Source organism: Streptomyces yamdrokensis, assembly GCF_053890455.1.
Map to the genome: position 1 here is coordinate 2,794,978 of NZ_CM132679.1, position 19,436 is coordinate 2,814,413.

Consider the following 19,436-nt stretch of genomic DNA (forward strand, 5'->3'; position numbering starts at 1 on the left):
CACCCCTGACCTCCCGGGAGCGTGAATGACCCAAGGCACCGGCCCCAGCGACCTCACCGACCCCACTGCCCTCACGTCCCTCACTGCCGTGCAGCTCCTCGACGGCTACCGCACCGGCGCGTTCGGTCCCGTGGAGGTGACCCGCGCGGCGCTGGAGCGGGCGGAGGCGATCCAGCCGCGGGTGAACGCGTTCGTCCGGCTGCTGTCCGGGCAGGCGCTGGAGCAGGCCGCCGCGTCCGAGGAGCGGTGGCGGCGCGGCGAGCCGCGCGGGCTGCTCGACGGGGTGCCGGTCACGGTGAAGGACATCCTGCTGCTGCGCGGCGCCCCGACCCTGCGCGGCTCGCGTGCCGTCGACCCGGCGGGCCCGTGGGAGGAGGACGCGCCGTCGGTGGCGCGGCTGCGGGAGCACGGCGCCGTCCTCCTGGGCAAGACGACGACCCCCGAGTTCGGCTGGAAGGGCGTGACGGACTCCCCGCTCAGCGGTGTCACCGGCAACCCGTACGACCCGGCGCGCACCGCGGGCGGGTCCAGCGGGGGCGCGGCGGCGGCCGTGGCGCTGGGCGCGGGGCCGCTGGCGCTGGGGACGGACGGCGGCGGCAGCGTCCGCATCCCGGCGGCGTTCTGCGGGATCTTCGCGCTGAAGCCGACGTACGGGAGGGTGCCGCTGTATCCGGCGAGCGCGTTCGGCACGCTGGCGCACGTCGGCCCGATGACGCGGGACGCGGCGGACGCGGCGCTGCTGATGGACGTGATCAGCGGGCCGGACTCGCGCGACTGGTCGGCGCTGGCACCGGCCCCCGGCTCCTTCCGGGAAGGGCTGGACGGCGGGGTGCGGGGGCTGCGGGTGGCGTACTCGCCGTCACTGGGCGGCCAGGTGGCGGTGGCCCCGGAGGTGGCGGCCGCGGTACGGCGGGCGGTGGAGCGCCTCGCCGCGCTCGGCGCGTACGTGGAGGAGACCGACCCGGACTTCTCCGACCCGGCGGACGCCTTCCACACCCTGTGGTTCTCCGGGGCGGCGCGGGTGGTGCAGCACCTCACCCTGGAACAACGGAGTCTGCTGGATCCCGGGCTGCGGGAGATCTGCGCGGCCGGGGCGCGCCGGTCGGCGCTGGACTACCTGGCGGCGGTCGACGTCCGGATGGGCCTGGGCCGGCGCATGGGCCGCTTCCACGACACCTACGACCTGCTGGTCACCCCGACCGTGCCCCGCACCGCGTTCGAGGCGGGCGCGGAGGTGCCGAAGGGGTCGGCTCACCGGCGGTGGACGGGCTGGACCCCGTTCACCTACCCGTTCAACCTGACGCAGCAGCCCGCGGCGAGCGTCCCCGTGGGCACCGACGCGGCCGGGCTGCCGATCGGCGTCCAGCTCGTGGCCGCCCGTCACGCCGACGCGCTGGTGCTGCGGGCGGCCCACGCGCTGTACGGGTTCGGGGTCACGCCCTCCGGAAGCTGAGGGTCTCCCCCGCCGCTCCGGTGCGCCACAGGTCGTTGCACCCCTCGGCCATCTCCGCGAGGCCCTCGACGACCTGACCCCAGACGATGCCGGGCACCCAGCCCACGTCGCCGTTCAGCAGCAGGTTGTTGCGTTCGTAGAACAGGGCCAGGTCCACGACCGTGGCGCCGGGGCCGACCTCGCGGTCGTAGCCGTAGGCCTTGGTTCCCAGTTCCGCGCCCGCGAAGGAGAAGTAGCAGAGGTCTCCCGGGACGGGTGTGACCGTCGGATTCTCCAGCGGTGGCTCCGAGGGGGCGAACGGGGGGAAGAGCGCGTAGATCTCGTTGCGGGCGTATTTGGCGTGGTAGACGTCGCCGGACAGAGGCAGGGAGTCCCAGACGGCCGCGCAGGTGACCGGTGCCCGGTCGTCGAGCAGTCGGGCCGTACAGGTGATTGCGCGTTTGACCAGCGAGACCTCGACATATCGGTCAATCATGAGACCCATCGTCCCGCACCGGTCAAGACCGCCCGACCACCGAAGAGGGCCGAAACCGGCGGGAATACTCGGCATCACTTCGGGTAGCCGCGCCGCCATGGCTCCACCACTGGGAAAACCACTGAGACGACGCGGGGAAGCGTCCGCGTCCGCCGGGCCCTCCCGCCGGTCGCTGCTCGCGGGGGTGGCGGCGCTCGGCGCGCTCGGCGCCGCGGGCTGTTCGCGCGTGCCCACCGAAGCGAGCACGGACGGCGGTGACCAGCTCGAACGGCTCAAGGCGGCAGGGGTGGTCCGCCTGGGTATCGCCGGCGAGATCCCCTTCGGTTACATCGACAAGGACGGCAACCTGACCGGCGAGGCGCCGGAACTCGCGAAGGTCATCTTCAAACGGCTCGGCGTGGACCGGGTCCAGCCCGTCCCCACCGAGTTCGGCTCGCTGATCCCGGGGCTGAACTCGCAGCAGTTCGACGTCGTGGCCGCCGGGATGTACATCAATCCCGCACGCTGCGAACAGGTCATATTCTCCGACCCCGACTACCAGATGCTCGATTCGTTCATCGTGCGCAAGGGCAACCCGAAGGGGCTGACCAGCTACAAGGACGTCGTCGAGAAGAAGGCGAAGTTCGCCACCGGCACCGGGTACGCGGAGATCGCGTACGCCGTGGAGGCCGGGTACCCGGAGGGCGACATACTCATCGTCCCCGACCAGGTCGCCGGGCTGAACGCCGTGGAGGCCGGCCGGGTCGACGTCTTCGCCGGTACGGCGCTCACCACCCGCGAGGTGGTGAAGAAGTCCGCCAGGGCCGAGGTCACCGAGCCGTTCCAGCCGATCGTCGACGGTGAGCCGCACACCGACGGCGGCGGTTTCGCGTTCCGTCCCACCGAGACGAACCTGCGGGACGCCTTCAACGCCGAGCTGGCCAAGCTCAAGGAGAGCGGCGAACTGCTGCGGATCCTGCGGCCGTTCGGCTTCACGGAGGACGAGATGACGGATCTGACCGCGAAGGAGCTGTGCGGCGGATGACCTCCGGACTCTGGGAACTCGTACTCAAGGGCGTCTGGGTCACGATCCAGCTGCTGGTGCTCAGCACGCTGCTCGCGACCGCGGTCTCCTTCGTGGTCGGCATCGCGCGCACCCACCACTCGAAGTTCGTCCGCTTCCTCGCGGGCCTCTACACCGAGGTGTTCCGCGGCACCTCGGCACTGGTGATGATCTTCTGGGTGTTCTTCGTGCTGCCCCCTGCCTTCGGCTGGCAGCTGGTGCCGCTGTGGGCGGGCACGCTGGCGCTCGGCCTGACCTACGGCGCCTACGGCGCGGAGATCGTGCGCGGTGCGCTGGCCGCCGTCGACCCGGCCCAGGTCGAGGGCGGGATCGCGCTCAGCTTCACGCCCGCGCAGCGGATGCGGCTGGTCATGCTGCCGCAGGCGGTGCCGGAGATGATCCCGCCGTTCTCCAACCTGCTGATCGAGCTGCTCAAGGGCACCGCCCTGGTGTCGATCATGGGCATGGGCGATCTGGCGTTCAGCGGCAACCTGGTGCGCCTGGCACTGCAGGAGAGCGCCGAGATCTACACGTACATCCTGGTCATCTACTTCGTGATCGCCTTCCTGCTCACCCGGATCATGCGCGGTCTGGAGAAGAAGCTGAAGGCCGGCGTCGGGAAGAAGCCCGTGCCCGATCCCAGGACCGACCTCAAGCGGGCCGAGACGACCAACGTGGGGGGTGTCTGATGAAGTGGGACTGGAGCGCCGTCTCCGCATTCATGCCGTACTTCTGGGACGGCCTGCTGGTCACCCTGCAGATCCTGGTCCTCGGCTCACTGATCTCGTTCGTCCTCGGCCTGGTGTGGGCCCTGCTGATGCGGGTGCCGTCCCGCTGGGTGACCTGGCCGGTCGGCGGCGTGACGGAGTTCATCCGCAACACCCCGCTGCTGGTGCAGCTGTTCTTCCTGTTCTACGTGCTGCCCGAGTGGGGGGTGACCTTCTCGGCGCTGACCACGGGTGTCGTCGCCATCGGTCTGCACTACTCGACGTACACGATGCAGGTCTACCGCGCGGGCATCGAGGCCGTGCCGGTGGGCCAGTGGGAGGCGGCGACGGCACTGAACCTGCCGCTGCGCCGGACGTGGACCGCGGTGATCCTGCCGCAGGCCGTGCGCAGGGTGGTCCCCGCGCTCGGCAACTACGTCATCTCGATGCTGAAGGACACGCCCCTGCTGATGGCGATCACCGTGCTGGAGATGCTCGGTGAGGCCCGCCTGTTCTCCCAGCAGCACTTCCAGTTCACCGAGCCCCTGACGGTGATCGGCTTCGCCTTCATCGTCATCTCCTACCTGGCCTCCCTTGCCCTCCGAGCCCTGGAGCGACGCCTTGTCCACTGACAGCACCCAGCCCGGCCCCCACCCCGTCGAGCCCGAGAGGACCCCCGAGCCGGACGCCGGCACCACGCGCGCCGCGGCGGGCGCCGGCAGTGAGCTGATCCGGCTGGAGAAGGTCACCAAGCGGTTCGGGCACAACACGGTCCTCGACAACCTCGACTTCTCCGTGGACGCCGGCAAGCACGTCACCCTGATCGGACCGTCCGGATCGGGCAAGACGACGATCCTGCGGCTGCTGATGACGCTGCTGAAGCCCGAGGAGGGCACGATCACCGTCGACGGGGAGCAGCTGTTCCCCGCGCCGGAGAAGCAGGTCCGTGAGATCCGCAAGAAGATCGGCATGGTCTTCCAGCACTTCAACCTGTTCCCGAACATGACCGTGCTGCGCAACATCACCGAGGCACCGGTCACCGTGCTCGGCATGTCCAAGGACGAGGCCGAGGAGCGGGCCCGGGAGCTGCTCGAGATGGTCGGACTGACCGAGCACGTCGACAAGCACCCCTCGCAGCTGTCCGGCGGCCAGCAGCAGCGGGTGGCGATCGCGCGGGCGCTGGCGATGCGGCCGCAGGTGCTGCTCCTCGACGAGGTGACCTCGGCGCTCGACCCGGAGCTGGTCGCGGGCGTCCTGGACGTGCTGCGGGACATCGCCCGCTCCACCGACATCACGATGCTCTGCGTCACCCACGAGATGAACTTCGCCCGGGACATCTCCGACCGCGTCCTGATGTTCGACCAGGGCCGGATCATCGAGTCGGCCCCGCCGGAGAAGCTCTTCAGCGAGCCCGAGCACGACCGGACCCGGGAGTTCCTCAGCGCGGTCCTGTGACCACGGGGTGGTGTCCGCGGTGACGCCCCGGGTGATGCCCGGGCGGCGTGCGGAGCGGTGTGCGGGCAACTTCCGAGGTCCGCACGCCGGGACATCCCTTTGGCATATGCCAGTGGACCCGCGCCGCAGTTGGGAGGGCCGCGATCTCGTCAACACCCCCTCCAAGAGGGCCGCTTGACGGCTATCGTGGAGAGGGTTCGCCGGCCGGATCGCGGCCCCACGAGCGAGCGCAGGGGAAACCGTGGCGTTGCCTCGCTCTCCCGGGGGACGCGCCCAGGACCCACGGCCGACCCTGCTCATGCCCCGCACACCACATCGAGGTGAGTCGTCATGAGGGTGAGGCCGACCGCTCCGTACCACTCGGTCCAGGACGCCCTGCGCGTCCTGGACACGGTGGCACGGCACACCGCCGGAGTCACCGGCGCCCAGCTCGCCCGCGAGACCGGCCTCGGCCCGGAGCGGCTGACCGCGCTCCTGTCGATGCTGCGCCGCGAGGCCTACGTGGAGCAGGGCGCCGAGGGCACGTACGTCGCCGGGGAGGCCTTCGCCCGCCTCGGCTCCGCCCACGGACGCGAAGCGGCGCTGCAGGGCAGGCTCCAGCGCACCCTGGACCTGCTCCGCGACCGGGTCGGCGCCGCGGTCTACGTGAGCCGGTACGTGGACGGCGAGGTGGAGGTCACCCAGTACGCCGACGGGCCGGCCACCCCGAAGGTCAACGAGTGGGTGGACTTCCGCGACACGGCCCACGCCACCGCCGTCGGCAAGAGCCTGCTGACCCAGCTGGACCACGACGGCCGGCGCGACCACCTCGCCCGGCACCGCGCGGTCCGGCTCACCTCGCACACCGTCACCAGCGACAAGGTGCTGCTCTCCCGGCTGGCGGCCCACCCGCCCACGGTGCCGGTGCTCGACCTCCAGGAGTACGCGATCGGCACGGTCTGCGCGGCCGTCCCGATCACCGCCGGTTCCTCGGTGGGCTGCCTGGCCCTGTCCCTGCCCGTCGAGCACGCCCACCGCCTGCGCCGGGCCGCCGACACCCTCAACCGCAACGCGGCTCCGGTACTGCTGTCGCTGGCGATCTAGGCGCGGGCGGGCGTGGGGGGCGCCGGGCCGGTGCGCGGTCGGAAGCACCCCTTACGAGCGGGTATTATTTTCCGCGTCGCCGACCGCGGAAGCGGACGGCGGGAGTCATGCGCCGCTAGCTCAGTTGGTTAGAGCAGCTGACTCTTAATCAGCGGGTCCGGGGTTCGAGTCCCTGGCGGCGCACACTGAAGGGCCTCTCGTGGGAGCGAGAGGCCCTTTGACGTGCCCGGAAGCGGCGTCAGAAGGTGACGTCCGAGCAGGCGTAGAACGCGTTGCCCGTGTCGGCGACCGACCACACCGCGAGGATGACGTGGCGCCCGCTCAGCCCGGACGGGAGCGTGCCGCTGTGCGAGAGCGTCTGCGGCGGGCGCTGCCCGTTGTAGGGCACCTTCAGGAACGGGGTGAGGTTGAGGTCGGACCGGGCCAGGTTGTGGTTCTGGTTCCAGCCCGGCTTGGTGACGTAGTACGAGAAGTCGCTGGTGGCGTGCATGGCGGTGAACTGCCACCGGAAGGTGTGGGTCCGGCCGCCCGACACCCTGGTGGCCGGCCAGGCGCCGCCCGAGGGCGTCTTCGGACTGTCGAGCCGGGCGAACGGCGTGTTGCCGGCCGAGCAGAGCCGGCCGTCGGCGGGGCCCGATGCGGGGAAGCCCTTCGGGCCCTCGACGCTCTGCGGCTCCCACTGGATGGCGCCGCAGTCGGTCACGCCGCCGTTCTGGCAGAGCTTCTGCCTGCTGACGGGCAGGTCGGTGTAGCCGTGGCCGCTGGCACCGCCGGAGGAGAGCACGAGCGCTCCGGTCGTGGCCAGTCCCACCGCGGCCGCGTACAGCTTGGTCTGTGTGCGCATGCTGACGCTCCTGGGGAACGTGGGGGGGGAGTTTCAGTGAGCTGATGCAGCTAGGTCTAGACCAAGTCTCAGATTATGGCCACCGACTGAGCATGTCCATACCAATAGCGCAACCCGTTCGGCACCTTTCCCCACCCGGCCCGCCCCGCTCCCCGGTCCGGCCCGGTCCAAGCCGCGGGCCCTACGGCCCCGCCTCCCCCCGCCCCGCGCAGAACGCCACCGTCAGGTCCCTCACCAGCACCTTGCGCTCGTGGTCGTCCAGCTCCACCAGGCCCCGCAGGGTCAGCCGGGTCACCGTGTCCTCCACCGAGTCCACGACCGAGGTGAGCACGCTCGCCCGGTGCCGGGCGTCCAGCGCGGCGATCCGGCGCCGGTGCATGGCGGCGGCCACCTCGGGGGCGTACTCCACCCGGACCGGCCGCACCGCGAACACCTCGATCCCCACCGGCCCGGCGTCCGCCGCGACCAGCCGGGTCAGCGCGTCCTGCGCCGCGCCCGCCGCCCCGCCCGTCTCGCCCGGCACCTCCACCGGGACCCGGAGCAGCGCCGCCTCGACGCACTCGCGCACATACGCCTCGTGGTCCTCGACGCCCAGCGTGGCCCGCGCGGTGTCCCGCACCCGCCACACGACCAGGACCCTCGCCCGCAGCGCCACCCCGCCGCGGTCGGCCGCCTGCATCGGCTCACTGCGCCAGTGCCGCAGCCGTACGTCGACCCGGCGGCGCAGCAGCAGCGGGTTCACCCACAACAGGCCGGTGCGCCGGACGGTTCCGCGGTAGCGGCCGAACAGGCCGAGCACCCAGGCCCGCCCGGTCCGGCCGCGCGCCAACCCGCCGAACCCGAACAGGCCGAGCGCCCCGGCCGCCGCGTACGCCGCCCACTGCGCGGGCCCCAGTCCGGCGGCTCCCGCGGCCCCCGCGTGCGCCGGAAACCCGAGCGCGGCGACCGCCGACGACGGCAGGACGCCCGCCCACCACGACGTGGCCACGCACCCGGCCGCCCCGCACAACCCGGCCAGCATCCCCGCGCCCCCGGGCAGCACCCGGGCGGACCGCTCCACCAGCTCGGGGTCGACCCGCGGCACGGAGGGCCGGGCCGGTGCGGCGGCCGGACGCCGCAGCCGCGGCTGCTCCCCCGTGCCCTGCCGGCGTCCGACGACCGCGGACCGCGGCCGCCCCGGCGCCGGGTCGGGGCCGTCCCGGAACAGCAGATGGACGGGGATCTCGGTGGTGGCCTCGGTGTGGATCACCCGAGCGGACCGCCCCGCCGCCGAACGCTCGCTCCCGGCGGCGGGACGCCCGGAATCGGGAGCGCGGGAATCAGGGGCGCGGGAATCAGGGGCGTGAGGATCGGGGACGTGGGAATCAGAGGCGTCAGGGGCGTGAGAGGCGCCGGGAGTCGTCAGGGTCATGCGTGCCTCCAGCCTCCGCGTCGGCGCACCCGGCCGGGGCACTCGCGCCCGCTCGCGGGACCGGCCTCCCCGGACACCGGAGACTCCGTGCGGCCCATGCGGATCCCCTCACAGTTCCGGCCACCTGTTCGATCACATACCCCGTGGGATACCTCACATCTGTACACAAATGCCAGCTTCTCAACTACCCACGGGGCACGCACTCTGACGGTCCGAATGATGTAAGCGCGCCGGCACGGAAGACGAGGGCGGGCGGAAACCGGGAGCCCTTCCCGGGCGGCGGTCGGAAGCACCCCGCGGGGTCCGGTAGAGTTGCGTCGTCAGTGAGCGCCGCTAGCTCAGTTGGTTAGAGCAGCTGACTCTTAATCAGCGGGTCCGGGGTTCGAGTCCCTGGCGGCGCACCGACAGGACGGGCTCCTCGTGATCGAGGGGCCCGTCGCTTTTTGGCCGGAAATCTCCTCGTCTCCACTGAACGCTTCCTCCTCACCGCTCGTATGGAACACGGGCCCCACGTGACCCTCCCGGCGACCACAATGGGATCGTATGACCGGTGAGCACCGGATGTCGCACCTTGCGATCATGGTGAAACCTGTACAGCCTGTTCCCTTCACGGTGCGGCGGGCCCGCGGTCGTAGGGGGCCGAAGGCCGGTCGTGGACGGTGCGGGGCGGGGGAACCCGCTCTCCGGACCATGCCGACGGGGGTGCGCCGTGCAACCGAATGGAGCGCTGTGCCGTGTCTATATGGTGTGGGTGACGTGGTGACAGCGGTCCACCACTGACACGTCCGTGAAGGTCGAGGGGGACCAAAGGCGGGCGGAAGAAAGCGACGAAACACGCGGCTGGACCGCATGTGGGGGGATGACACTCATGACGTCGACGCCGTCGGGCGCCCAGAGGGACGACGACCCGTCCCAGACCACCCAGCTCAGGGTGCCTGCGCACCGGACCGGGAACACGGGCGCCTTCCGCCGGATCAAGAAGACGCTGCCGAGATACGACTACGAGCACTACAGCCGGCTCTCGGGCCCCCTCACCCAGCCCGATCCGGGCAGGCCGTACCAGGTGCAGTACCGCTCCCTGATCTCGCAGGAGCCGCACCGCATCCGCATCGCGCTGATGCTGGCCGCGGCCCCGCTGCTGTCGGTGGTGCTGCTGGTGTGGCTGCTCCAGCCCTCGCACTGGACGGAGCGCGACCACCCGGCGTTCGACTGGCTGCCCACCCTCGACGTCGTGATGCTCGTCTCGATCGGTCTGATCGAGCTCTTCCGCTGCCTGAACGTGCTGTCCAACGCGCACGCCACGCTGGTCGCCCGCGACCCGGTCCCCGTCGTGCCCGAGACCGGCACCCGGGTCGCCTTCCTCACCTCCTTCGTGCCCGGCAAGGAGCCGCTGGAGATGGTGACGAAGACCCTGGAGGCCGCGGTCAAGATCCGCCACCGGGGCACCATGCACGTCTGGCTGCTCGACGAGGGCGACGACCCCGAGGTGAAGGAGGTCTGCGCGCGCCTCGGCGTGCACCACTTCTCCCGCAAGGGCGTCGCGAAGTGGAACCAGGCCAAGGGCCCGCACCGTGCCAAGACCAAGCACGGCAACTACAACGCCTGGCTCGACGCGCACGGCGACGACTACGAGTTCTTCGCCTCGGTGGACACCGACCACATCCCGCTGCCGAACTACCTGGAGCGGATGCTCGGCTTCTTCCGCGACCCGAACGTCGGCTTCGTCATCGGCCCGCAGGTCTACGGGAACTACGACAACTTCGTCACCAAGGCCGCCGAGTCGCAGCAGTTCCTCTTCCACGCGCTCATCCAGCGGGCCGGCAACCGCTACGGCTCCCCCATGTTCGTCGGCACGTCCAACGCCGTGCGCATCAAGGCGCTCAAGCAGATCGGCGGCCTGTACGACTCGATCACCGAGGACATGGCGACCGGCTTCGAGATGCACCGCGCCAAGAACCCGGTGACGGGCAGGAAGTGGCGCTCGGTCTACACCCCGGACGTGCTCGCGGTCGGCGAGGGCCCCAACGCCTGGACGGACTTCTTCACCCAGCAGATGCGCTGGTCCCGGGGGACGTACGAGACGATCCTCAAGCAGTACTGGAAGGGCTGGTACTCGCTGCCGCCGAGCAAGCTCTTCAACTACACCATGATGATCATCTTCTACCCGATGTCGGCCCTCAACTGGATCCTGGCGGCACTGAGCTGTGCGCTGTTCCTGGGCCTGGGCGCCTCGGGTGTGAACATCGATCCCGCGGTCTGGCTGATGCTCTACGGCAACGCCTCCGCGCTCCAGATCGGCCTCTACGTCTGGAACCGCCGTCACAACGTCTCCCCGCACGAGCCGGAGGGCTCCGGCGGTGTGGCCGGTATGGTCATGTCCGCGCTGTCGGCGCCGCTCTACGCGAAGGCGCTGATCGACTCCGTCCTGCGCCGCAAGAGCAAGTTCGTCGTCACGCCCAAGGGCGACTCGGCCAGCCCGGACACCTGGTTCGGCACCTTCCGGTACCACTGGTACTTCATCCTGATCTTCGGTGGCTCCATCGCCGCCGGCTTCGTCTACGGGCACTCGCACCCGGCGATGGTCATCTGGGCGACGTTCGCCCTGATGATCACGGCCGCGCCCATGTTCGTCTGGCGGCACGGTATGCGCCAGGACAGGAAGAAGCCGCCCGGCGCCCATGCGGCGGGCCGGCACCCGGACGACCGGCCGGCGGCGGACCCGCCGAAGGACTTCGCCCACGAACCGGCGACACAGCAGCTGCAGGTGCTGCCGCGCGTCCAGCAGCAGGCACACGCGCAGCCGCGGGGTCAGCAGTACGGGCAGCAGCACGCCGCGCACGGCCGGCCGGACCGGCCCAGCTGGGCCGCCTCCCACGGCGGACCGGCGGGGCCGGGAGAGCCGCAGGCCTCCGCGGCCGCGGGCCCGGAAGAACCGGGTGGAGCGGGTGGAGCGGGTGGCCCGGGTGGAGCGACAGGTGCCGGGAACAGTTCCGGCGACGACCAGACGATGCAGATCGCCCTGGGTGGACTTGGGGGACGTAAGGAATGAACGACCGTGCAGGCCGCCGTCGCGCCCGTCGGATCGCGATAGGCACGGCGGTGGTACTCGCGCTGGCCGGCATGAACGGGCCCTGGCTGTACCGCGAGGGGTCCGAGAAATACCACCAGTACAAGATCAATCAGCCGGAGTACAAGGCGGAGAACGGCCGCTGGGAGATCGTCGAGTTCCCAAAGGAGTACCGCCAGAACACCATTCACGCGGCGCTGCTGCGCACCGGCAAGGTGCTGCTCGTCGCGGGTTCCGGCAACGACCAGGACAACTTCGACGCCAAGCGGTACGACACCCGCGTCTGGGACCCGGTCAAGGGCACCATCAAGAAGGTGCCGACGCCGACCGACCTGTTCTGCACCGGCCACACCCAGCTCGCCAACGGCAATCTCCTGATCGCCGGCGGCACCAAGCGGTACGAGAAGCTCAAGGGTGACGTGAAGAAGGCCGGCGGCCTGATGATCGTCAACAACGAGAACCCGGACAAGCCGATCACCCTGCCCGCGGGAACCAGGTTCACCGGCAAGGAGAACGGCAAGACCTTCGTCTCGAAGGACCCGGTGCTCGTCCCCCGCGCGGAGAAGAACTTCGACCCGGCGACCGGCGAGTTCCTGGGCAACACCCCGGGCGTCGGCCGGATCTACGTCGAGGCGCAGAAGGAAGGCGCCAAGTACGAGACCGGCACGCAGGACAACTACACGGTGGCGGGTCTGACCGGCGCCGACGCCAAGAACACGTACGGCATCGCCGAGAAGCTCGCCCTGGACAAGAAGGACTTCCAGGGCATCCGGGACGCCTTCGAGTTCGACCCGGTGGCGGAGAAGTACATCAAGGTCGACCCGATGAAGGAGGCCCGCTGGTACCCGACGCTCACCACCCTGAGCGACGGAAGGATCCTCAGCGTCTCCGGCCTCGACGACATCGGCCAGCTCGTCCCGGGCAAGAACGAGGTCTACGACCCGAAGACCAAGGAGTGGACCTACACCGAGGAGGTCCGCCAGTTCCCGACCTACCCAGCGCTGTTCCTCATGCAGAACGGCAAGATCTTCTACTCGGGCGCGAACGCCGGCTACGGCCCCGACGACGTGGGCCGCGATCCGGGCGTCTGGGACGTGGAGACCAACAAGTTCACCAAGGTCCCCGGCCTGAGCGACGCCGACATGCTGGAGACGGCGAACACCGTGCTCCTGCCCCCGGCGCAGGACGAGAAGTACATGGTGATCGGCGGCGGCGGGGTCGGCGAGTCCCGGCTGTCCAGTGAGAAGACCCGGATCGTCGACCTCAAGGCCGACGACCCGCGCTTCAAGGACGGCCCCTCCATGGACAAGGGCACCCGCTACCCGCAGGCCTCGGTCCTGCCCGACGACAGCGTGCTGATCGCGGGCGGCTCACAGGACTACCGCGGGCGCGGCGACTCCGACATCCTCGAGGCGCGGCTCTACGACACGGCCGAGAACGAGCTCAGGCGCGTCGCCGACCCGCTGGTGGGCCGCAACTACCACTCCGGCTCGATCCTGCTGCCCGACGGCCGCGTGATGTTCTTCGGCTCGGACTCCCTCTACGGCGACAAGGCCAACACCAAGCCGGGCGAGTTCGAGCAGCGCATCGAGATCTACACGCCGCCGTACCTCTACGGCGAGAACGAGCAGCCCGACCTGTCGGGCGGCCCGCAGACCATCGAGCACGGCGAGTCCGGCACCTTCACCTCGAAGGACGCCGCGTCGATCGAGAAGGTGCGGCTGATCCGGCCGAGCGCCTCGACCCACGTCACCGACGTGGACCAGCGCTCCGTCGCCCTGGACTTCGAGGCCGACGGCGACCGGCTGACGGTGACCGTGCCCAAGAGCCGGAACCTGGTCCAGGCGGGCTGGTACATGATGTTCGCCACCACCGCGGACGGGACACCGAGCAGGGCACAGTGGGTGCGGGTGCCGTAACGGCCGGCCGGTCCGCCCGTACACACGCCGAGGGGCGCCCTCCGTGACGGAGGGCGCCCCTCGGCGTGTGTACGGGCGTGCGCGGGTGGGGCGGGCTCAGTCGCCGGCCTCGGCGAGGCCCACCGCGTAGTCCTCCCACCACTCGCCGGCCTTCGGGCCGCCCTTGCACTCGCCGTCCGACTCGCCGGGCCGCTTCACCCACAGGTAGGCGTCCACCAGCGGGTCCGCGGTCCTGGTCGTCGGCGCCTCGCCGAGGGCGCGGCCGGGCGGGTTGCACCAGCGCTCGGCCGCGTCGCCCCCGGTGTACGGGCCGTTGCCGTTGCGGCTGGTGTCGATGACGAAGGGCTTGTCGCCGACCTTGGCGGAGAGCTGCTTGCCGTAGGCGATGGAGTCCTCGGTGGAGTAGTAGTTGGAGACGTTCACCGAGAAGCCGTCGGCCTGGTCGATACCGGCCCGCTCGAGCGGCTCGGGGATCCGGTCGGGGTCGCCCCAGCCGGCGTTGCCCGCGTCCAGGTACACCGTGGTGTTCTTCAGGCTCTTGAGCTCGGCGACCGCACCGCTGAGGAGGTCGTAGCGCTCCTCGTGGAACTGCTCCGGCGTGCAGCCGTCGACCAGGTGGAGCACCGCGTCGGGCTCCAGGACCACGGTGGCCGCCCGGTCCCCGATGCCCTTGGCCACCTCGTCGATGAACGCGCGGTAGGCGTTGCCGTCGGCGGCGCCGCCCTGCGAGTACTGGCCGCAGTCGCGGTGCGGGATGTTGTAGAGGACGAGCAGCGCGGTGCGCCCCGCCTCGTCGGCGGCCTCGGTGAACCCGCGGGTCTGCTCCTGCGGGTTCTCCGGGCTGATCCACTCGGCGACGGGCTGCTCCGCTATCTTGCGGATCTGCTCGGCCTCCGCCTTCTTCCCGTCCCCCTCCAGAGAGGCCATCTGCCGCGCGGCGGTCCCCTCCGGGTTGACCCAGAAGGGGTTGGCGTCCTTGGGCTGCTGCGTGATCTCCGCGCCGGCCGCCTTGTCCGGGCCGCCGTCCCCCTCGTCGTCGCCGCCGGAGGAACACGCCGTCATCAGCAGCGCCGCCCCCAGTACCGCTGCCGACGCCCGCCTCCCGGCGAACGCCCCGACCCCCCTGCTGCCGTACATCCAACCCCCCTTGGGTGCACTTGTTCCGTGTGTTGCGAGCTGTTCCGGGTCCCAATCCTGACATACGTCCCGCGGCGGTCATGAGGCCGAGCCGTTCTTGTCCGCGAGCTGTTACAGCCGTCGTACGGTGGTGGGTCACCCGGGGCGACGGCCGCCCGCGCCCCGGGAGGGGCCGGCCGCCGCCTGATCCCGCGGACGGGCTCCGGGACGGGTGTGCCCGGCCCCGACGCCGTGTCCACCGTCGACGCCCTCCGCCGGCTCCGCCCCTGCCCCACCGGTCCGCCGCGGCCTCCCGCACGGCTCTCCGGGCGACTCCCGCAGCCCGTGCGCGCGCACGGGCCGGCCCGGCCGGCGGCCGCCGGGCAACAGGGCACCGGCCGGGCCGCGCGAGCGGGGCTCTCGGCGGGGAACGGTCAGGCCGCCGTACCGGTCAGGTACGCGTAGACGACCACGTTGGCCGTGTAGCGGTCGCGTGCCGCGTCGAAGGTGCCGCCGCAGGTGACGACGCGCAGTTCGGCCCGGCCGAAGCGGCGGGGGCCGTAGGCCTGCCGGGCGTCGAACCCGTCACGGGCGATGACCTGGATGTCCTCGACCGTGAACTCGGCGACCCCGGCGTCCTCGCGGACCACCCTGATCTTCTGGCCGGGCCGCAGGGTGCTCACCTTGTAGAACACGGCGGGCCGGGTCTCGGTGTCGACGTGCCCCACGAGCAGCGCGGTGCCGGATGCTCCGGGTGTCACCCCGCCCGCGTACCAGCCGACCACGTCCGGCCGGTCGAACGACGGCGGGTCGAGGGCGCCCCGCTCGTCCAGGCCGCGGGGGACCACCGGCGCCCGGACGTCCAGGCCGGGGATGTCGAGGCGTCGCGGCTGCGCCTCGCCCAGCGGGCGGTGCGCGGGCGGAAGGTCGACCTGGGGCGGCCGGCCGGCGGCCGCCATGTCGCCGGTGGAGGGCCCGGCCCCGCCGGGGCGCAGGCCGGTCACCTCCCGGCCGCACAGCCAGAGCACGAGCAGCAGCACCGCCCAGACCACACCGGTGAGCAGCCGCCCGGGACGTACCCGGGGGGCCGGGCGTATCTCGTCGTGACCGGACACCGTCGGCCGCCTCAGCCGGTCGTCGCTTCGCGGTCCCGTCGTACGCGGCCGCGTACGACGGCTCCCGCCGCGGCTGCCGCGAGGAGCAGTCCGGCCAGCGCCTGCGCGCCGCCTGGCCCGTCCTCGTCGGCGTCGGCGTCGGCGGCGGCCAGCGGGGCGGTGCCGCCACCACCCGCGTCGACGGGGGCCACCGGCGAAGCGGGCGCGGTCGGCTCGACGGCCCCCGGCTTCGACGGTTCGGCCGGCTCGGTGGCCCCGGTGGCCCCGGTGGGCCGGTCGCGGGCGGAGGCGGGGGCGACCGTGATCGTGCCCCGGCGGGCCCGCTCGCCGCAGTCGACCAGCACCGGGTACGTCCCGGCGGTGAGCGTGGAGCGGACCCGGCTCTCGCCGACGAGTACGCCGTCGGCGACGGTGAGCCGGACCTCGGAGACGAACGCCGAGGACACGGCGACCGCCGTCCGCTCGGCGCACTCCGCCACCTCGAGGGTGACGTCGGTGCCCGGGGCGGGGGTCGTCGGCGTCACCGAGACACCCGTGTCCCCGTCCACCGCGTACGCGGCCGGGGTGAGCGCGGTGACGGCCAGGACTCCGGTACAGAGAGCGACTCGCAGTGAACCCATCGTGAACCTCCAGATACCGGGAGCCTCCCCCGCCGGGCGGTGCACCGCACACCCGGGGGTGCGGCGCCTGCTCCGTACGGGTGACATCGGAGGTGGGGTCCGCTGTGCATAGCATGAGGTCGTCCCACGGCCCACGGCCCACGCGCGGTACACGAACGGCAGGAGTCCCCCTCCATGACAGAGCGCAAGCCCATCGAATCGTGGCTCACCGACATGGACGGGGTGCTGATGCACGAGGGGGTGCCGGTCCCCGGCGCGGACGCCTTCATCAGGAAGCTGCGCGACTCGGGGCGGCCGTTCCTCGTCCTCACCAACAACTCGATCTACACGGCCCGGGACCTGCACGCCCGCCTGAACCGGATCGGGCTCGACGTGCCGGTCGAGAACATCTGGACCTCCGCCCTGGCCACGGCGACGTTCCTGGACACCCAGCACCCCGGTGGTACGGCCTACGTCATCGGCGAGGCCGGTCTGACGACGGCCCTGCACGACGCGGGCTACATCATGACCGACGCCGATCCCGACTTCGTGATCCTGGGTGAGACGCGTACGTACTCGTTCGAGGCCCTGACGAAGGCCATCCGCCTGATCGACAACGGGGCCCGGTTCATCGCCACCAACCCGGACAGCACCGGACCGTCCCCCCAGGGCGCGTTGCCCGCGACGGGTTCCGTGGCCGCGCTGATCACGAAGGCCACCGGGAAGGAGCCGTACTTCGTCGGCAAGCCGAACCCCCTGATGATGCGCACCGGCCTCAACGTCATCGGAGCGCACTCCGAGACCAGCGCCATGATCGGTGACCGGATGGACACGGACGTGCTGGCCGGACTCGAAGCCGGGATGACGACCTTCCTCGTCCTCACGGGCCTCACGGCGAAGGACGACATCGACCAGTACCCCTACCGGCCGACCAGGATCGTGGACTCGATCGCGGACCTGGTGGACCTCGTCTGAGACGACGTCAGCGGCGCCGCCGTCCCAGCAGTACGGCCGCGCTCCCGGCGGCCAGCAGCAGCGCGGTCGCCGCCAGGGCCGTGTCCAGCCTTCCGAGCCCGGTGCCGGAGAGTTCGCGGGCGAGGGGGAGGCCACTGTCACGGGGTGCGGGGGAGGCGGCGTCCGTGCCGTCGGGGTCCGCGCCGGGGTCGTCGGCTTCCGGTGCGGGCTCCGCCGCGGTGCCCGTCCCGATGCGGAACCGGTACTCGTCCGACTGGCCGACCCAGTCGCCGTCGTCCTCGTGCCGCTGGACGACGGCGGCCGTGGCGACGACCTCGCCCGCCACGGCGTCGGACGTGAGGGCGAGCCGCAGCTTCACGGTGAGCGTCCGGCCGGCCCCGACGGTGAACCCCCCGAAGCCCGCGTCGTCGTCGGCGAGGGCCCCGACGAGTTCGTCCTCGTCGGTGGTCTCGAAGCGGACGGTGTGCGGCAGTTCCCGGCCCTCCGTGTAGAACTCCAGCACCGGCTGCGAGGCCCGCAGCTCCCGTTCCTCGTCGACGAGCACGACGACCGGGTGGATGCCGGCGCAGGAACGGTCGGTGGTGTTGGTGAGCTCGAGGTACCAGGTGCCGAAGCCGCCCCCGGCCCGGTAGGAGTCGGGGCCGCCGTGGATACGGGTGGTCAGCGGGAAGTCGGGCTCGTCCGCGGTGGCGCAGGCGGGCGGCGGCGCTTGCGCGTGGGCCGGTGCCGCGCCGGGGAGGACCGCGGCCACCACCGCCATGAACAGGGACGCGGGCGTGCAGAGTCGCATGCCATGTGGCCTTGCCGTTCGGCCGGCTAACACCACGGCAGCGCCTCCGATCACCCCCGCACGGCGGCACGGTTCCCCCCGCTCGGCGGAGCCCGCCGGCCGCCCCGGCCCGCCCCGGTCCGCGCCCGCCCGCCCCGGTCCGGTACGAACCGCCCCTATCCGTCGCCCCGTCCGAACACCGGGGCCAGTACGCACTGGGCGGCCCCCTCGGCGACCCGCCGCCCGCCGCCGTGCCCGGCGCCCGAGGCGATCCGTACCGGGACGGGGGTGCCCCCGGTGCGCCGGGCGCGGGCCTCCAGGACCTCGCGTACGCCCCGTACGAAGGTCTCCGGGGCCGCCTCGACGATCCGGCCGCCGAGCAGGACTCGGTCGATGTCCAGCAGGCCGACCAGGTTCGCCGCGCCGGCGCCCAGCACCCGGGCGGCCTCGTCCGTGTCGCCCCTGGTCACCGCCTCCAGGCACAAGGCCTCGACGCAGCCCCGGTCACCGCAGCCGCAGGGCGGCCCGTCGAGCTGGAGGACCTGGTGGCCGAACTCCCCCGCCCCGGTCCGTGGCCCCCGGTGCACGCTGCCGCCGATCACCAGCCCCGCCCCGAGCCCCGTGCCGAGGTGCAGATAGGCGAAGGAGCCGCCCTCGCCGCCGACGGCCAGGCCCAGCGTCGCCGCGTTGGTGTCCTTGTCGACGACGACCGGCACCCCCAGCCGCTTCGACAGCGCGTCCCGCAGCGGATACCCGTCCCATTCGGGGAACCCGGTCACCCGGTGCAGCACGCCCCGGGCGTGGTCCAGCGGTCCCGGCAGGGCGATCCCGGCACCGAGGAGGGAGAGGGGGCGGCGTCCGCGTACGGCTGACCCGTCCCGCAGTTCCCCGACGACTCCCGCCACCCGGGTCAGCACCGCCTCCGCGCCCGCGCCCAGGTCCAGGGGGGTGTTCCGCTCACCCACGACCGTCCCGTCGAGGTCGACGAGGACGGCCCTCAGTTCGTCCCGGTCCAGGTGCACGCCCACCGCGTGCCCGGCCTCCGGCACCAGGCGCAGTACCGTCCGGGGCTTGCCTCCGGTGGACGCCCGGCGTCCCGCGTCCGCCGCGAGGCCGTCCGCCCGCAGCCGGGCCGTGATCTTGCTGACCGCCTGCGGGGTGAGTCCGGTCCGCTCGGCGAGTTCGAGGCGGCTGATGCCCTCCGCCCCGGCGGTCCGCAGCAGGTCGAGCACGAGCGCGGTGTTGTGGCTGCGCAGGCCGAGCAGGTTGACCCCGCCGCCCGTCCTGCCCGCCCCACCCGCTGTGCCCGCTCCGGCCGCCCCGCCCCTGCCGTCCGGTCCGCCGTTCGTCCTGTTCACCCGCCCATTCTCTCCCGTGCTTGCACTTTCGCAACAGCGTTGCGAAAG

At 71.8% G+C, this 19,436-nt stretch carries 17 protein-coding genes and 2 tRNA genes; 11 read left to right on the plus strand and 8 right to left on the minus strand.

The features are described from left to right. The first annotated feature begins 25 nt into the window (after positions 1-25). Positions 26-1,453 carry an amidase gene (locus tag ACWZEH_RS11990; RefSeq protein WP_456198062.1) on the plus strand — a complete coding sequence of 476 codons (1,428 nt, stop codon included), beginning with the start codon at positions 26-28 and terminating at the stop codon, positions 1,451-1,453. Here ACWZEH_RS11990 and ACWZEH_RS11995 read toward each other — a convergent pair. After that, positions 1,434-1,928, minus strand: coding sequence for a DUF3830 family protein (locus tag ACWZEH_RS11995; RefSeq protein ID WP_456198063.1), 495 nt, complete (start codon positions 1,926-1,928; stop codon positions 1,434-1,436). The two genes, ACWZEH_RS11990 and ACWZEH_RS11995, sit on opposite strands and share 20 nt — an antisense overlap. Before the next feature lie 97 nt (positions 1,929-2,025). Here ACWZEH_RS11995 and ehuB point away from each other — a divergent pair, with 97 nt between their 5' ends. The 6 genes from ehuB to ACWZEH_RS12025 all read left to right on the plus strand — a co-directional run bounded on the left by ehuB (position 2,026) and on the right by ACWZEH_RS12025 (position 6,398). Beyond that, a complete protein-coding gene (ehuB, locus tag ACWZEH_RS12000) occupies positions 2,026-2,952 on the plus strand; it encodes an ectoine/hydroxyectoine ABC transporter substrate-binding protein EhuB (RefSeq protein WP_456198064.1) in 927 nt (308 codons plus the stop codon). Then, positions 2,949-3,659, plus strand: a complete 711-nt coding sequence (ehuC, locus tag ACWZEH_RS12005) for an ectoine/hydroxyectoine ABC transporter permease subunit EhuC (RefSeq protein WP_456198065.1) — start codon at positions 2,949-2,951, stop codon at positions 3,657-3,659. Before ehuB ends, ehuC begins: the two co-directional genes overlap by 4 nt. Continuing rightward, positions 3,659-4,309: an ectoine/hydroxyectoine ABC transporter permease subunit EhuD gene (gene ehuD, locus ACWZEH_RS12010; RefSeq protein WP_456198066.1), complete on the plus strand. Its 651-nt coding sequence runs from the start codon at positions 3,659-3,661 to the stop codon at positions 4,307-4,309. Before ehuC ends, ehuD begins: the two co-directional genes overlap by 1 nt. A gap of 94 nt (positions 4,310-4,403) precedes the next feature. Further along, the gene (gene ehuA / locus ACWZEH_RS12015; protein ID WP_456199555.1) at positions 4,404-5,132 is read left to right on the plus strand and encodes an ectoine/hydroxyectoine ABC transporter ATP-binding protein EhuA; all 729 of its coding nucleotides are present in this window, start codon (positions 4,404-4,406) and stop codon (positions 5,130-5,132) included. Positions 5,133-5,462: 330 nt separating this feature from the next. Then, positions 5,463-6,215, plus strand: coding sequence for an IclR family transcriptional regulator (locus ACWZEH_RS12020; protein WP_456198067.1), 753 nt, complete (start codon positions 5,463-5,465; stop codon positions 6,213-6,215). A gap of 109 nt (positions 6,216-6,324) precedes the next feature. Further along, a tRNA-Lys gene (locus ACWZEH_RS12025) sits at positions 6,325-6,398 on the plus strand. A 55-nt stretch (positions 6,399-6,453) separates the two neighbouring features. On the opposite strand, the gene ACWZEH_RS12030 is transcribed toward ACWZEH_RS12025, so the two are convergent. Next, positions 6,454-7,059 (minus strand): lytic polysaccharide monooxygenase auxiliary activity family 9 protein, encoded by a 606-nt coding sequence (locus ACWZEH_RS12030; protein ID WP_456198068.1) that lies wholly within the window; start codon positions 7,057-7,059, stop codon positions 6,454-6,456. Between the two features lie 181 nt (positions 7,060-7,240). After that, positions 7,241-8,470, minus strand: coding sequence for an SPFH domain-containing protein (locus ACWZEH_RS12035; protein WP_456198069.1), 1,230 nt, complete (start codon positions 8,468-8,470; stop codon positions 7,241-7,243). Between the two features lie 327 nt (positions 8,471-8,797). Here ACWZEH_RS12035 and ACWZEH_RS12040 point away from each other — a divergent pair. The 3 genes from ACWZEH_RS12040 to glxA all read left to right on the plus strand — a co-directional run bounded on the left by ACWZEH_RS12040 (position 8,798) and on the right by glxA (position 13,456). Then, positions 8,798-8,871 (plus strand) — tRNA-Lys (locus tag ACWZEH_RS12040). 467 nt (positions 8,872-9,338) lie between these two features. Beyond that, a complete protein-coding gene (locus ACWZEH_RS12045) occupies positions 9,339-11,519 on the plus strand; it encodes a glycosyltransferase family 2 protein (protein ID WP_456198070.1) in 2,181 nt (726 codons plus the stop codon). Next, positions 11,516-13,456, plus strand: a complete 1,941-nt coding sequence (glxA, locus tag ACWZEH_RS12050) for a radical copper oxidase GlxA (protein WP_456198071.1) — start codon at positions 11,516-11,518, stop codon at positions 13,454-13,456. The genes ACWZEH_RS12045 and glxA overlap by 4 nt, the downstream gene beginning before the upstream one ends. Positions 13,457-13,552: 96 nt before the next feature. On the opposite strand, the gene ACWZEH_RS12055 is transcribed toward glxA, so the two are convergent. The 3 genes from ACWZEH_RS12055 to ACWZEH_RS12065 all read right to left on the minus strand — a co-directional run bounded on the left by ACWZEH_RS12055 (position 13,553) and on the right by ACWZEH_RS12065 (position 16,307). Next, positions 13,553-14,593: a glycoside hydrolase family 6 protein gene (locus ACWZEH_RS12055; protein WP_456198072.1), complete on the minus strand. Its 1,041-nt coding sequence runs from the start codon at positions 14,591-14,593 to the stop codon at positions 13,553-13,555. 413 nt (positions 14,594-15,006) lie between these two features. Beyond that, the gene (locus ACWZEH_RS12060; RefSeq protein WP_456198073.1) at positions 15,007-15,687 is read right to left on the minus strand and encodes a class F sortase; all 681 of its coding nucleotides are present in this window, start codon (positions 15,685-15,687) and stop codon (positions 15,007-15,009) included. 11 nt (positions 15,688-15,698) lie between these two features. Next, positions 15,699-16,307 carry a hypothetical protein gene (locus ACWZEH_RS12065; protein ID WP_456198074.1) on the minus strand — a complete coding sequence of 203 codons (609 nt, stop codon included), beginning with the start codon at positions 16,305-16,307 and terminating at the stop codon, positions 15,699-15,701. A gap of 174 nt (positions 16,308-16,481) precedes the next feature. On the opposite strand from ACWZEH_RS12065, the gene ACWZEH_RS12070 reads away from it, so the two are divergent. Continuing rightward, positions 16,482-17,261: an HAD-IIA family hydrolase gene (locus ACWZEH_RS12070; protein ID WP_456198075.1), complete on the plus strand. Its 780-nt coding sequence runs from the start codon at positions 16,482-16,484 to the stop codon at positions 17,259-17,261. A 7-nt stretch (positions 17,262-17,268) separates the two neighbouring features. Here ACWZEH_RS12070 and ACWZEH_RS12075 read toward each other — a convergent pair whose 3' ends face one another. Together ACWZEH_RS12075 and ACWZEH_RS12080 are read right to left on the minus strand one after the other, a co-directional pair. Continuing rightward, complete coding sequence (locus tag ACWZEH_RS12075; RefSeq protein WP_456198076.1) at positions 17,269-18,051, minus strand: hypothetical protein; 783 nt, start codon at positions 18,049-18,051, stop codon at positions 17,269-17,271. 155 nt (positions 18,052-18,206) lie between these two features. Continuing rightward, a complete protein-coding gene (locus ACWZEH_RS12080) occupies positions 18,207-19,388 on the minus strand; it encodes an ROK family transcriptional regulator (protein WP_456198077.1) in 1,182 nt (393 codons plus the stop codon). Between the last annotated feature and the right edge of the window lie 48 nt (positions 19,389-19,436).

What these genes read in the sequence shown, in the direction of transcription:
- ACWZEH_RS11995 (WP_456198063.1), bottom strand. Translation starts at nt 1,928, where the DNA reads ATGATTGACCGATATGTCGAGGTCTCGCTGGTCAAACGCGCAATCACC.
- ehuD (WP_456198066.1), top strand. Translation starts at nt 3,659, where the DNA reads ATGAAGTGGGACTGGAGCGCCGTCTCCGCATTCATGCCGTACTTCTGG.
- ehuB (WP_456198064.1), top strand. Translation starts at nt 2,026, where the DNA reads ATGGCTCCACCACTGGGAAAACCACTGAGACGACGCGGGGAAGCGTCC.
- ACWZEH_RS12020 (WP_456198067.1), top strand. Translation starts at nt 5,463, where the DNA reads ATGAGGGTGAGGCCGACCGCTCCGTACCACTCGGTCCAGGACGCCCTG.
- ACWZEH_RS12030 (WP_456198068.1), bottom strand. Translation starts at nt 7,059, where the DNA reads ATGCGCACACAGACCAAGCTGTACGCGGCCGCGGTGGGACTGGCCACG.
- ACWZEH_RS12045 (WP_456198070.1), top strand. Translation starts at nt 9,339, where the DNA reads ATGACGTCGACGCCGTCGGGCGCCCAGAGGGACGACGACCCGTCCCAG.
- ACWZEH_RS12055 (WP_456198072.1), bottom strand. Translation starts at nt 14,593, where the DNA reads ATGTACGGCAGCAGGGGGGTCGGGGCGTTCGCCGGGAGGCGGGCGTCG.
- ACWZEH_RS12075 (WP_456198076.1), bottom strand. Translation starts at nt 18,051, where the DNA reads ATGCGACTCTGCACGCCCGCGTCCCTGTTCATGGCGGTGGTGGCCGCG.
- glxA (WP_456198071.1), top strand. Translation starts at nt 11,516, where the DNA reads ATGAACGACCGTGCAGGCCGCCGTCGCGCCCGTCGGATCGCGATAGGC.
- ACWZEH_RS12070 (WP_456198075.1), top strand. Translation starts at nt 16,482, where the DNA reads ATGACAGAGCGCAAGCCCATCGAATCGTGGCTCACCGACATGGACGGG.
- ACWZEH_RS11990 (WP_456198062.1), top strand. Translation starts at nt 26, where the DNA reads ATGACCCAAGGCACCGGCCCCAGCGACCTCACCGACCCCACTGCCCTC.
- ehuC (WP_456198065.1), top strand. Translation starts at nt 2,949, where the DNA reads ATGACCTCCGGACTCTGGGAACTCGTACTCAAGGGCGTCTGGGTCACG.
- ACWZEH_RS12065 (WP_456198074.1), bottom strand. Translation starts at nt 16,307, where the DNA reads ATGGGTTCACTGCGAGTCGCTCTCTGTACCGGAGTCCTGGCCGTCACC.
- ACWZEH_RS12035 (WP_456198069.1), bottom strand. Translation starts at nt 8,470, where the DNA reads ATGACCCTGACGACTCCCGGCGCCTCTCACGCCCCTGACGCCTCTGAT.